At 33.2% G+C, this 13,963-nt stretch carries 12 protein-coding genes and 1 pseudogene; 7 read left to right on the top strand and 6 right to left on the bottom strand.

The window, feature by feature from the left end; all coding sequences use genetic code 11:
* Nucleotides 1–193 (bottom strand): transposase (locus tag C237_RS0108050; RefSeq protein ID WP_018675575.1); only part of this gene is annotated, 193 nt, incomplete at its 3' end.
* A 100-nt stretch (nt 194–293) separates the two neighbouring features.
* On the opposite strand from C237_RS0108050, the gene C237_RS0108045 reads away from it, so the two are divergent.
* On the top strand, nt 294–770 hold the full coding sequence (locus tag C237_RS0108045; RefSeq protein WP_018675986.1) for a hypothetical protein: 477 nt from the start codon (nt 294–296) through the stop codon (nt 768–770).
* 2 nt (nt 771–772) lie between these two features.
* Here C237_RS0108045 and C237_RS0108040 read toward each other — a convergent pair whose 3' ends face one another.
* Genes C237_RS0108040 through C237_RS0108020 form a run of 5 tightly spaced genes read right to left on the bottom strand, consistent with a single transcriptional unit; the run spans nt 773 to nt 7,967 of the window.
* A complete protein-coding gene (locus C237_RS0108040) occupies nt 773–1,927 on the bottom strand; it encodes a PepSY-associated TM helix domain-containing protein (RefSeq protein WP_018675985.1) in 1,155 nt (384 codons plus the stop codon).
* On the bottom strand, nt 1,927–3,123 hold the full coding sequence (locus tag C237_RS0108035; protein ID WP_018675984.1) for an MFS transporter: 1,197 nt from the start codon (nt 3,121–3,123) through the stop codon (nt 1,927–1,929). Before C237_RS0108035 ends, C237_RS0108040 begins: the two co-directional genes overlap by 1 nt.
* Complete coding sequence (locus tag C237_RS0108030; protein WP_018675983.1) at nt 3,120–4,832, bottom strand: IucA/IucC family protein; 1,713 nt, start codon at nt 4,830–4,832, stop codon at nt 3,120–3,122. The genes C237_RS0108035 and C237_RS0108030 overlap by 4 nt, the downstream gene beginning before the upstream one ends.
* Before the next feature lies 1 nt (nt 4,833).
* On the bottom strand, nt 4,834–5,820 hold the full coding sequence (locus C237_RS0108025) for a hypothetical protein (protein ID WP_018675982.1): 987 nt from the start codon (nt 5,818–5,820) through the stop codon (nt 4,834–4,836).
* 53 nt (nt 5,821–5,873) lie between these two features.
* Nucleotides 5,874–7,967 (bottom strand): TonB-dependent siderophore receptor, encoded by a 2,094-nt coding sequence (locus C237_RS0108020; RefSeq protein ID WP_156809734.1) that lies wholly within the window; start codon nt 7,965–7,967, stop codon nt 5,874–5,876.
* Between the two features lie 192 nt (nt 7,968–8,159).
* Between C237_RS0108020 and C237_RS0108015 the strand changes: the two genes are divergently transcribed.
* From C237_RS0108015 to traK, 6 genes and pseudogenes are all read left to right on the top strand, one after another.
* The gene (locus C237_RS0108015) at nt 8,160–8,468 is read left to right on the top strand and encodes a DUF4134 domain-containing protein (RefSeq protein WP_018675980.1); all 309 of its coding nucleotides are present in this window, start codon (nt 8,160–8,162) and stop codon (nt 8,466–8,468) included.
* Between the two features lie 11 nt (nt 8,469–8,479).
* Nucleotides 8,480–8,827 (top strand): DUF4133 domain-containing protein, encoded by a 348-nt coding sequence (locus C237_RS0108010; protein ID WP_018675979.1) that lies wholly within the window; start codon nt 8,480–8,482, stop codon nt 8,825–8,827.
* Nucleotides 8,817–11,196 (top strand): annotated as a pseudogene (locus tag C237_RS13670) (TraG family conjugative transposon ATPase). Before C237_RS0108010 ends, C237_RS13670 begins: the two are co-directional and overlap by 11 nt.
* Before the next feature lie 22 nt (nt 11,197–11,218).
* Nucleotides 11,219–11,848 (top strand): DUF4141 domain-containing protein, encoded by a 630-nt coding sequence (locus C237_RS0108000; RefSeq protein ID WP_018675978.1) that lies wholly within the window; start codon nt 11,219–11,221, stop codon nt 11,846–11,848.
* Nucleotides 11,849–11,884: 36 nt separating this feature from the next.
* Nucleotides 11,885–12,922, top strand: a complete 1,038-nt coding sequence (gene traJ, locus C237_RS0107995; RefSeq protein ID WP_018675977.1) for a conjugative transposon protein TraJ — start codon at nt 11,885–11,887, stop codon at nt 12,920–12,922.
* A 52-nt stretch (nt 12,923–12,974) separates the two neighbouring features.
* Nucleotides 12,975–13,598: a conjugative transposon protein TraK gene (gene traK / locus C237_RS0107990; RefSeq protein WP_018675976.1), complete on the top strand. Its 624-nt coding sequence runs from the start codon at nt 12,975–12,977 to the stop codon at nt 13,596–13,598.
* Nucleotides 13,599–13,963 lie beyond the last annotated feature (365 nt).

Raw genomic sequence — 13,963 nt, 5'->3', positions numbered from 1 at the left:
CATACCCGTTGCGGTAGTTACCATCTTTGGTTTTCTCGTGTTTTTCATTGTCTAAATGAGCGTCAAGTTCTGCCGAAAGCATATGCTCTATGGCTTTCTTGTGTAGTTCTTTGAAGAAAGAGTTTAGGTCTTCTCCATTCTTGAAGGACTTGTAAAATTCCTTACTGTTTAAAAGTTCATTCTTGTCAATCATATCTAAATCATGTTTAAAATTGCAAATTAAGTTAAAAAGAGGTTTTGAAAACTAGTTTTCAAAACCTCTTTTTAACTTACACAGTTTATGAGATACTACCTTGCCAGAAAATTTATATCACCAGAATTTTGATGCATCTCGAGCTTTATATCTTTTATTTCAGCCATTTACAAATCCTGTTAACTACGCAATTTATGATGAATTTAAGTGGTATTTATGCCCTGAATTAGACAGTCATAATCTAATAAATTTACATTCTATCGATTTTGATACAAAAGTTCAGTTTACAAAAAATAGATTGAAATTAGCAAATATTTTACGATTCTCTCCAAAATATAGTTGGAATACTAAGTCAGAAGAAGGTATTACCCAATTGGTAGCCAGTGTAATCTTTCTTTCAGAAAACTTTCTATTAGATGTCTTACATTCTTTTAGCTGGAGTAATTATCGCGATATAATTAGTGAAGATAAAAAAGACAAAAAACGAGTTAATAGTATGAATAAATTTATAGATTCTTATGAAGACTTTAGAGTCCATAAACCATTTATTTATCCAGACGATTGGGCTGATCAATAATTTTATTTTCTTTTATAATAAATTATGTATCCTGTTATTGGTAATATAGCACATAACAAACTAACTATAAAGGCGATAATTTTTGTTGAAAGCCCTAAAATACTTCCCGTATGTATATCATAATTACTTAAGACTATTTTTTCTGCTATTATCTTTTTTGAGTAGGGACAATTCTTTAAAATTTCTCCGTTCTTATTATTAAAAAATATTTCATGCTGAATATAAGTTTTATTTCGCTCTCCAAAAACTTTTATGGAAATAGTTTCATTCTTATTATTTAGAATAACTTGGGGAATCAAATTATAATGAGAGGCATAGGGATATAAACTATCAACTTGTGAGCTGATTTTATCAATTACCTCCATACGAGGAAGTATATGTTTCGTATTAACATCGAATGTATTCTTAGTATTTTCATAATCGCTTTGTTTAATCTTACCCTTTGTTGCAATATAAAAAGCAGTCTTAGGAAGAATATCGTAAGCGAAAAATAACCCAGTGAATGCTATAATAAATGCCGGTAAAAAGATATATACTCCAAAAATATTATGTAAGTCATAATTTTTTCTCTTCCAGTTAGTGGACTTTTCCCATCTGAACCATATCTTTTTCTTCAGATTTTTATACCTTTTGGGTAACCATAACACTATACCAGTACTTAGCATAATCAGAAAAAGTATTGTTGAAATACTTACAATAAAACTTCCAATATTTGTACCTAACAGTAAAGCAAAATGTAATCTCAAAAGGATAAAGAAAAAATCTTTTTTTTCATTAATTACTTTAATTATTTCTCCAGTATATGGATTAATATAAATTGTTTTGTAGACTTTAAATTCATCATAATAATTCCAAGCAGAATAATCCCTATCATAATAATGAATCTCATATGATCTACTTTTATCTATAGGAACGGTTATCCATCCTATTGGATAATCATTCTCATTTTGTTCTTTTACTACATCAAGAATTTGAGATATTTTCAGAAAAGTATTTTGGTCATTACTTTTGTATTTATGATAAATAAAATTATTTCTTGTAATTTCTTGAATATCATCTTTAAATACAAGTAATGCGCCTGTTATGGAACTAATAAAGGTTATGATACCAACAATTAAACCAATATATCGATGTATTTTTCTTAAACCTTTTTTCATTATGTTCCTTCGTATAAATGTTTTTTGCTTATATTCCTTAACATCAAATATGTTGCAATAACAATTGTAATTCCCCCCATTAAAGTTACACTAAAGAAAATTGATTTCTTTTCAGCAATAAATGTATATAAAAGTAGTCCTAAAGATATAAAACCGCTATCAGAAATAATAATAGACATTATTTTACCTCTTAATTTATCAGGAGTATTTTCTTGAAAGACCACACGACTAAAACTTCTAAATAACTGAGATAATAATCCAAATAAAAAAATTAGTATATATATAACTACCATGCTTGGTTTTAAACATAAAATGATTAGTATTACTCCTGAAAGTAAAGCAGTTAAATACCAGATTTTCATTTTTTTTAATGGATTTGAGAAAATATGATGTAGAATAACTCCTGCCAAAACAGCTCCAGCAGCATCTACACCAGACAAGTATCCATAAGAACTAATGCCTAAACCAAGTCCGTCTTTAACTAATATGGATAACATAGCTCCAAATGGAAAAAGGAAAAACATCATAGTGATACTAACCAACATACATTTTAAGAGGTTTTTGTTACCTTTCAAATACTTCCATGCACCTTTATATGATCTGAAAAAACCTTCCTCTTTAACATCTGAAATATTCACTTTAGGTAAGTAAAATAGAATAAAAAATGCAGGAATTTGAAAAAACCAATCAATCCAAAAAACTGTTGAAAAATTTAATTTTGACATTAGGAAAGTAGCAATTATAGGAGCAATTATAGCTGCTAAATTTAAGCCTGTAGAATAATATCCAACTGCTTTAGCTAAGGTACCTCTGTCTACTATTTGTGGTAAGATAGCATTCCTTACACTAGGTTCTGCACCATCAAAAATACTCCTCAGGAAAAGTAAACTTGCCAATAAATACCATGCTGGTTTATCATAAATGGATACTAAGAGTGTTTGAGCAAATGATGTTAGCATTATGAAACTATAAAGAAAAATCATCATTTTTCTTCTATTATATCTATCTGCTAAATATCCTCCAAGAAACCCCATAAAAAAACGAGGTAATATCCTAAAAGACAACACTTTACCTAATATAGAAAAATCATTATATGTTTCAAGTATATACCAACTTAGAATGGTTAGAACCATATATTCTCCTAAAGCCCCTAGAAATGTACAACTTAGAAATTTATAGTAAAAGTTTTTTTTCATTTATTATAAAAAGGATTATCTATAAGATTAAAAATAACTCTGTTTTCTACTCTCATTCTAAGCAATGATTTGATAGGAATTTTTTGATTAAGAATCACCTTAATAAATTTATTTTTTTCTTGTTCATCACAATCAATATTTTTAATTATATTTAGCGAAACTTCCTTAACTAAGGACCAGAGGGTATTTTTATTAGTTAAGGTGTACTCTGAAAAACAATTAATAAAATCTCTTATTAGATTGTTATATAGTGAGTGAATAAACTCTTCCATACACTCCTGATAAGATATGATAGTTTTATTCAAATCAATAAGAGAACTTTCCATTGTTTTAGTAAAGCTATTATGAGTCATTTGGACACTTCCTAAATCTCTATATACAAGAGATAATGGGTGCCCATTATCTGAAAATTTCAACAAACAATTTTGACCATGTGGATCAATTGCAATTCCATATTTCAAAAATAATTCTATGGGAAAAAATAATAAAATTTCAAAAATTTTTTCTATGAATTCTATATTGCTGAGATTTGACTGCTTGTGAAATAATTTTAAAAGTGGATTTTTTCTAAGTGGTGTTCTGTGAGTTAAACTTGAAGCTGTCAATATTTTCTCAGATTCAGAACATAGGGCTAATGGAGACTCTCTTAGAACGAAAGATAAGAGAGGAGGGGACTCATGTAAAATATTTTCACTTTTAATAGAGTGTGCACCAAAAATATCAGAAATTATAGAAGCTTTTTGTGTTGTAATGGACTTTAAGTTAGTGTATTCTTTCTGTATAAAATTAGAAATTGTTATACCATTATAAATATCTCTTTTGGAAAGTAACCTGAACACGCTAGTAGCTTGTACTGCTATAGGTAGCTTAATGTAAATTCCTAAATTATTTTTATAATCTTCCACCATCATAGTCCTAAAAGATAATGTTGGATAGGAAGAAATACTTGACAATTCTTTTAATTGTCCCTTTTTTAAATCTTTATCAAAATATTTATATATAACATTTTCCAGATGCCATGGATGTACGGGAAATATAATCTCATCATCATTTACTTTTATATTATGTTTTTTATTAAGATAATTTTCCCATAAAGATAAATTACCCTGTTGTTTAATACTGTCCTTTTTTAAGGCAACTAGCGGAATATTTACACAATTTCGAAATTCAGGAGCATATTTAATTATGTCAGCCTTCGATATTCCAAACTTTGTTTTTGTGCATGGATGTAATGGATGTCCTTTGAAAGGTAGACTTTCGGATATTCTCAAACATTCTTGTTTTTCAATAGGAGTAAGACATTTACCTAATATTTTTTTAGTTTCAACTTCTATTAATTCTAAATTGCTTTGCTCCCATTCAAAAGACTCACAAAGATTATTAAAGGAATTTTTCACTTCATATAGTGTCTTCTCTCTATTTTTATCTAAAACCTTCCAAATATCTAAAATGTAAGTCAGAAGTGTATCATAAGACATCTTTTTTATGTTCCCTTTACTATCTATCTCTAAGGCTTTTAAAGATTCTGAATCGGTCTGAGATTCGTAATCATTAGAGATTAAAACTTTACTATGATTTTTAGGGTGTATGAAACACTGAACATTATTTTCTGTCTTGAAAATAACATCATTATTACTCTCATTTTTCAGTACATTTATTAGCCTGATAATGATTTCTCTTTCTGCTAACGATCGTGTATAATCTTCCATTTTACATTTTAAACAAATATTTTAGGTATTTTTCAGTGACTGGTCTTGCACTACCAGTCATAGGTATTTCGTGATCAATCAAACTTGGACGTGTATTAACTTCAATAATACTCAACCCAGCCTCTTCTACAGGTTTTTGTATATCAATACATCTTACATCCAAACCTGCTACATCAATTTCTAAAAAATTGGTAACTTCTAATATTTTATCACATATTGATTTATGCACTTTATCTGTTACATCATGAGAAATTGCTCCAGACCAACCATTGCCACAATTTGTCACATAAAGTTTTTTATTTTCTGGTAATATTTCGGTAAGAGAATATCCCTCTTTAGTTAAGTAATTTTTAACATATTCTATTGGAATCTCTACTAACATTTCAGTTTGCTTACCATAAACATCAATTCTTTCAGAAACTCTCTTTATATTTTCTTTTTTAATTAGCTCTATGATTGAGTCTTGACCATTACCAATTATGTAAGGAAGTTCATTCCAAAGCACTCCCTCTATTGACTGATTAATAACTAAAAACCTATAATCCTTTCCTAAAGCTTGTTTTTGTAAAATAACCTTTGAACTCATTAATTTACATTGTTCAATAGCAAGATTTAGTTTTTCTTCATTACTAATATCCATATAAATCCCCACTCCTTTATTGGTGTCAAAAGGCTTTACAACAATAGGTTTATTTTCTTCTAAAAATTTTTTTTCTTTACAATTAAATGAATCACTAAATATAAAGTTAGGAACAGGGAATCCAGCTTGTAATAAAAGAAAATTACATGTAATTTTATCCTCTGTAATTGCACCAGGTATATGTTTTAAATATGGAGAAATAGCTCTGTTGATAATTATCTTAGTTTCTCCTTTTTTCAACGTTAAAAAATCTTCTTTTTCTGGGACTGTTAATTCACAGTCTATTCCTAATTCCTTACATTTATGAAGAATAATCCAAGTATTAAGATTTCTTATTCTAAAACTCATAATTAAAAAAGGTTAAAGTTAAAGAGCGACAAAAGTCGCTCTATGAAAAATATTTAAAATCTAAACAATAAATTTCCTGCTATATTTCTTGGCATTTGTGGTTGTGCATCACTATTCCAATACTGTTGATTGGTTATGTTGTTGAATTTTAAACCAAATGTCCATTTAGGAGTATCGTACAAAATACTTGAGTTTAACACTGTATAATTGGGAAGAATGATAGTATTAGCCGCATCCCAGAACACATCACTTACATAATTTCCGCCAAATCCTACTTTGATATTATTGAATAATCCTGTATCAAACTTGTAATCCACCCAAAAATTATATATATTCTTAGGGGCACCTTGTACGCGTTTTCCAATAAGGCTCGGTTCACCAGCTGTAAATTTATTTTCATTATAAGCCACTCCTCCTATGATACTCCAATTATTTAATTGTGCAATCAGTTCTACCTCAAAACCTTTACTTTCTTGTTTTCCACTCTGTTGTGTAAAATTCTGAGCATCTGTCCAAGTCGCATCATTTACATCAATTTGGTAAAAACTAACCGTTGAGAAGAGTTTTTTGCCGATCAATTGGGTTTTCATACCAATTTCCTTTTGATAGGCTTTTTTCGGCTTAAGTCTTAATTGCGTTCCATCAGGTTGGCTTACAATACCTTGATTGATAAACCCATTCATATAGTTTCCAAAAATAGAGACTTTATCTTTAAACAATTGATAGACAACACCTACTTTGGGTGAGAAGAAATTTTGTTCATACCCATCATCTTGCTTAGCATTAGATGCTACGCTTGGTTCACTTCTATAATGGTCGTATCGTCCACTAAGTAAAACACTTAAATTATCTGTAAAGTTTATCACATCAGAAACATACGCACTTGTGTTATGCTGAGTATCATTCCAATGTCCGGCATTACCTTGTGCTAAAATACCATCTATTTTAGCCTTAATAATAGGTGCAAAATCTTTGGTTACATCAATATCATCATATTTTGCCCATTGAAAGTTTAGTTCAGCGTTGGTTCTTGTATAATCAAGCCCTACTAACACTTTGTTTTTAACGCTACCAAAGTTAAAATTACCATTAAAATTTTGTTGGAATTGTATAAATGATAATTTCCTTGCACTATAAAGCCCTACATTTCTTTCGATGGTTGTTGGCGAAGTCCATCTAGGGTAAAGTTGATAACTATAATCTACAAAACCAGTGCTTGAGTTAATATTAGTCGTTGAAGTCCATCTATCCGACATACGATAAGTGGCTTTCACAAATAGATTGGCAATATTACTCTTTGAACCTACATCATCACCTCCTATATATTGGTCATAGCCAATAGGTATCTCTTTAAAATTCTTGAAATAACCTCCCGATAGATTAGGGTAAGGCATTTGTGTATTATTAATTGACGCAAATTCGGTTTCTGCTAGAACTTCCAATCGGTCATTTACTTTATATAAGAAACTTGGTGCTACGGTAATATTTCTATAGTTTCCGATATTTTGAAAACTATGTTGATAATTGTAGGCAGCATTTAAGCGAAATAACGCCGTTTCTTCTTTATTAAGGCCTTGGTTGGCATCAAGTGTTAAACGCATCAAATCATAACTTCCAGTATAAAGACCTACTTCTGTTCTATTGATATTATGAGGAATTTTTGTCACTTTATTGATTAATCCGCCAAAAGAAACCGCATTTGCACCATACAGCGTACCTGAAGGTCCTTTTACTACTTCCATACGCTCAATATTAATAGGGTCTGATTCGGCTCTAAATTGAGTTGCCATACCATTTCTAACCGCATTTCTAGTTTCAAAACCTCTAATCCAAGCCGTAACGGCACCTGTAGGATTGTTAAAAGCCACAACACCAACAGAATTATTTACGATTTCTCGGTTAGTTAATAGAATTTGACTTTTGATTATTTCTTTGGGAACTACACTATAGATTTGTGGATTTTCGATATTTTTTAATGGCATCTTAGCAATATCCACACTTTGCTTTTCACCATATTTTTGTGTGGCTGTAATGATGATTTCATCTAGTTCATGTACTTTTAAAGTATCTTGCTCTACTTGCTGTGCATACATTGTAAAATATGAACAGAAAGCCAATAAAAAGATGGGTTTTTTTTTTCTCTTCATTTTTAAATTAATTTTAAGCAGTTATTTTAATTTAGTATAAATATACGCAAAAATAAAAAATTATTTATTCTCTTACAAGAGATTTTTATTTTTTATGCCATTCCCTGCCACAAAATTCCAAAACAAGCCAAGAATATCATTCGTTAAGAGCGTGCCTATACATTTGCCCTATAACTTTAAAAAAGTATAGACATGGCAAAACAAAATGTATTTAAAACAGTCTTATTAGTGGCTTGTATCTTTGTGTCAACCGCTTTATTTGCCCAAGGTAACGGCGTAAACGGAATTAACGAAGCCACACAAATGGTAACCTCTTATTTCGACCCTGCTACCAAGTTAATCTATGCCATTGGTGCAGTCGTAGGATTGATAGGAGGAGTTAAAGTGTACAATAAATTCTCTAATGGCGATCCTGATACAAGTAAAACCGCCGCTTCGTGGTTTGGTGCTTGTATCTTTTTGATTGTAGCCGCTACCATTCTAAGGTCTTTCTTTTTATAAACGATAGTCCTATGGAAAGAAAGAAAAAGAGTTTTGCCATCAATAAAGGCATCGGTAGAACGGTAGAGTTTAAAGGACTCAAAGCCCAATACCTGTTTATTTTCGCAGGCGGGTTATTGGGCATCCTTTTACTCACGATGATACTATATATAGTGGGCGTAAGTCCTTATATCACGATTGGTTTAGGTGTCCTATTGGCGAGTTTAGTCATTTGGCAGACTTTTTCGCTGAATCGAAAATATGGCGAACACGGCTTAATGAAAATAGCCGCCAATAGAAGACATCCTAAATATCTTATCCACCGAAAAACTGTACATCGATTTATCCAACCTACTAATTCTCCAACTTATGAGAAATAAATCCAAAACAGCAACCTTGGAAAGTAAATTTCCTTTGTTAGCCATTGAAGAGGCTTGTGTGCTATCCAAAGAAGCCGATATTAGTATCGGCTTTGAGATTGCTCTCCCAGAATTATTTACAATTTCTTCTAATGATTACGACAATCTACACTCAATATGGCATAAAGCCGTCAAAGTATTACCCGACTTTTGTGTCGTTCATAAACAGGATTGGTTTACTAAAGAAAACTACCAGCCCGAGATTCAAAAAGAGGAGCTAAGTTTTCTTACGCGTTCCTACGAAAGACACTTTAACGAACGCCCATTTCTAAATCACCGTTGTTATCTATTCATTACACAAACTACTGAAAAGAGAATGCGAACGCAAAGTAACTTTTCATCTCTTTGCAAAGGGCATTTTCTTCCAAAGCAAGTCACCAAAAAAGAACATTTTACTCGCTTTTTAGAAGCGGTCGCACAATTTGAACGCATCTTAAATGATAGTGGCTTTTTACAACTCACTCGACTGACCGAAAAAGACTATATCGGCGATAAAAATTCCAAAGGTCTATGGGAACGCTATTTTAGTTTGACTCCGGACACTCATCAAAATTTACAAGATATTTGTCTATCGGCAGAGGAAATGCGCATCGGTAACCAACGCCTATGCTTACATACTTTATCCGATACGGAAGATTTACCGGTTAAGGTTTCCTCCGACATCCGCTATGAAGGATTATCCACCGACCGAAGCGACTGCCGGCTGTCTTTTGCCAGTCCGGTTGGCTTATTGTTAAGTTGCAACCACATTTATAATCAGTATCTTTTTATCGATAATTCGGAAAAGAATTTGCAGCGGTTTGAAAAGTCTGCCCGCAATATGCACTCATTGGGACGGTACAGCCGTGCCAATCAAATCAATAAGCAGTGGATTGATAATTATCGAATGTAAACCCCATCATAATACCGTGGATGTTGCCACTTTGTATTGGGCAGGTATTCCTGGGAATGCTGCAGATTTTCCAAGCGAAGAGAGTTTTTACACTTTTATAGAACCGGCTTTGTGTTTCTTTACGCAAGAAACGAATTACCATAGTTCGCCTAGTCCATTTGGTATCAAAATGTCGGATAGGCTTACAGGCAAACCTATCCATTTGGATATTTCGGATTTACCAATGAAAAAAGGCATTATCACCAACCGAAACAAATTTGTTCTCGGTCCTTCAGGAAGTGGTAAGTCCTTTTTTACCAATCATATGGTTCGACAATATTACGAACAAGGTACTCATGTACTCATGGTAGATACGGGGAATTCTTACCAAGGTATTTGTAAACTCATCAATACTAAAACCAAAGGCGAAGACGGGGTTTATTTCACTTATACCGAAGATAATCCGATTGCTTTTAATCCTTTCTATACCGATGATAATGTGTTCGATATAGAAAAAAGGGAAAGTATCAAAACCCTCATTATGACCCTTTGGAAACGCGAAGACGAACCCGCAAGGCGTTCAGAAGAAGTCGCTTTGTCTAATGCGGTGAATCTCTATATACAATATATTAAAGATGATCCCGAGCATCAACCTTGTTTCAATGGGTTTTATGAGTTTGTAAAAAAAGATTATCGACTGGTCTTAGAAAAAAAGAATGTCAGAGAAAAGGATTTTGACTTGTTGAACTTTTTGAATGTTTTAGAACCGTATTACAAAGGTGGTGAGTACGACTATCTTTTAAACTCGGACAAAGAAATGGATTTACTCAATAAACGATTTATCGTTTTTGAAATAGATGCCATTAAGGACCATCCGATATTATTTCCTGTGGTTACGATTATCATTATGGAGGTATTTATCAATAAAATGCGAAGACTGAAAGGTATTCGCAAAATGATATTGATAGAGGAAGCGTGGAAAGCCATCGCTAAAGAAGGAATGGCAGAGTACATAAAATACCTATTTAAAACCGTTCGTAAATACTTTGGTGAAGCGGTAATTGTAACACAAGAAGTAGATGATATTATTCATTCCATCATTGTTAAGGAAAGTATTATCAATAACTCTGATTGTAAGATACTACTCGACCAAAGAAAGTATATGAACAAGTTTGAGGATATTCAAAGAATGCTCGGACTTACGGAAAAAGAAAAATCACAAATCCTTTCGATCAACCAGAACAATGACCCCAACCGATTGTATAAAGAAGTGTGGATAGGCTTAGGTGGTACGCATTCGGCGGTCTATGCCACTGAGGTAAGCCCCGAAGAATATTTAGCCTATACGACCGAAGAGTCCGAGAAACACGAAGTAATGCAATTGGCTAAGAAACTCGATGGCAACTTAGAGTTAGCCATTCGCCAAAAAGCACAAGAGAGAAGAGAAGAACTTTATTAATAGAACCCTAAATTTTAAACAAATGAAACGATTTATTATGACTGCATTGGTTGTACTAGGAATAGGCACCAGTGTACCTGCAAACGCTCAATGGGTAGTAAGCGACCCTGGAAACCTCGCACAAAGTATTGTGAATACGGCACAAGAAATCGTACAGACTTCTTCGACCGCTGCCAATACACTTAAAAACTTCAAGGAAGTAGAAAAAGTGTACAAGCAAGGAAAGAAATACTACGATGCTTTGAAGAAAGTAAAGACGATTGTCAAAGATGCAAGAAAGGTAAAAGAAACCGTCTTAATGGTAGGTGATATTTCTGAAATCTATGTAACCAACTTTAAAAAGATGACCCAAGACCCCAATTTTAGTCCTGATGAATTAGAAGCCATTGCTTTTGGGTATTCTCAGTTATTGGAAGAGAGTTCAGGCTTACTGAATGATTTAAAGAAAATCATCAATGCGTCTTCATTGTCTATGAATGATAAGGAACGAATGGATATCATTGACCAAGTATATAGAGATGTTAAGGAATATCATAGCCTTATTCGTTATTACACGAAGAAAAACATATCAGTAAGTTATCTAAGAGCGAAAAAGAAAAATGATACCAAACGCGTATTGGATTTATACGGAACCGAGTCTAGGTATTGGTAATCATTTCCCATTTATTCACAACATAATTCTATACCAATGATATTATTAGCCGTTGATTTTACCAACCTACACGAGATGCTTCGCAATCTCTATGATGAGATGATGCCTTTAGCTTCTCAGATGAGTTCCGTGGCTCGTGGGATTGCAGGATTGGGAGCGTTGTTTTACATAGCCATGCGTGTTTGGCAGTCCCTGGCACGAGCCGAATCTATTGATGTTTATCCGATGCTTCGTCCTTTTGCCATCGGATTAGCCATTATGTTTTTTCCTACCATTGTACTGGGTACGCTTAATACGGTTTTGAGTCCCGTTGTAACGGGTACGCATAGTATTTTAGAGGGACAAACTTTAAATCTGAATAAGCTACAGGAGCAGAAAGATTTACTGGAGAAAGAAGCTATGCTCCGAAATCCGGAAACCTCGTACTTGGTCGATGATGAAGAATTCGATAAAAAAATAGACGAATTGGGCTGGTCTCCCAAAGATTTAGCTACTACGGGAGCCATGTATGCTGAACGAGGTATGTATAAATTAGGTCAGCAAATAAAAAATATGTTTCGAGAATTATTAGAAATTCTTTTTCAAGCGGCCGCTTTGGTGATTGATACAATACGCACCTTTTTTCTGGTCGTCCTCTCTATCCTCGGACCGATCGCCTTTGCCTTTTCCGTCTGGGATGGTTTTCAATCTACCATGAGCCAATGGTTTACAAGATATATCAGTATTTATTTATGGTTGCCTATATCAGACTTGTTTAGTGCGTTACTTGCCAAAATGCAAACCTTAATACTTGCCAATGATATTGAGCAACTATCCGATCCCAATTTTATTCCTGACACTTCTAATACCGTCTATATTATCTTTATGATTATCGGTATCGTAGGATATTTCACCATTCCATCGGTGGCTGGTTGGGTAGTTCAAGCGGGAGGTATGGGCAACTTTGGTAGAAATATCAACCAAACGGCGCAAAAAGCCGGAAATATTGCTTCCGCAGGAGCCGGAGCCGCTGCCGGATATGTGGCAGGAAAACTATTTAACAGAAGTGGTGGAGACAAAGACAGCGATAGTTAATGGAGTGTTTTCGTCTCAGCTTATTAAAGATTATATAAAATAGAATCAAATTATGGAATTTAAAATTTTAAGAAATATTGAAAATGGATTTAAACAAATCCGAATGTACACAATTATTTTTGCCGGTCTGTGTTTAATCATCACGCTTTTCTCCATTGGTTACGCCTATTATTTTATGGAACAACAACGGAAGAAAATCTATGTTCTGGATAACGGGAAATCTCTCATTTTAGCCCTCTCGCAAGATGCCGAAAAGAACCGTCCCGTAGAGGCTCGAGAACATATCCGAAGATTCCACGAACTCTTTTTCAATATTGCTCCCGATAAGGCTGCCATTAAAAGTAATATGAAACGAGCATTTTTCTTAGCCGACAAAACCGCTTTCAACTATTACAATGATTTAGCCGAAAAAGGCTATTACAACCGAATCATCTCGGGAAATATTCGTCAAAGAATACAAGTCGATAGTATCGTATGTGACTTTGATAAGTATCCCTATCAAGTACAAACCTATGCTAAGCAATATATCACCAGAGCCAGTAATATTACCGAACGAAAATTAGTAACTGCTTGTCAATTGGTTAATTCCGTTCGTTCGGATAACAATCCCCAAGGGTTTATCATTGAGCAATTTCGAATCATAAAAAAAGAAGATGTACAAACCGTCGAACGCTAATTTAATCACCATTAAAAATAAAATCTTATGGAAGAGAATAAAACAAATCAAGAAGAGCCAGAGAAATTCAGTGTGCTACTTACAGATGAAGAGCAACAGGCACAAGAAGAACAGAGCGAAGCTCAAAGAGAAGAAAACCGAAAACAACTCAAAAAATGGTTCATTTTTGCTTTGATGGGTTTGGTTTTCTTAGGATGTATGTANCTATTGTTCTTTATGGGAAATGACTCTGAGGATAAATTAAAAGTAGAGCAAGATCTTATACCAGAGCCTACGGAAATTTCATTACCTGAAGATAAGGGAGAAGCCTATGAACAAGCGTTATTAGAACAAAAGCGTAAAGAAAAGCAAATGGCTATGCAGTC

Origin of the sequence: Riemerella columbina DSM 16469 (genome assembly GCF_000374405.1) — a bacterium.
In the GTDB taxonomy this organism is placed as follows: domain Bacteria; phylum Bacteroidota; class Bacteroidia; order Flavobacteriales; family Weeksellaceae; genus Riemerella; species Riemerella columbina.
This window is presented reverse-complemented; position numbering and strand designations above follow the sequence as displayed.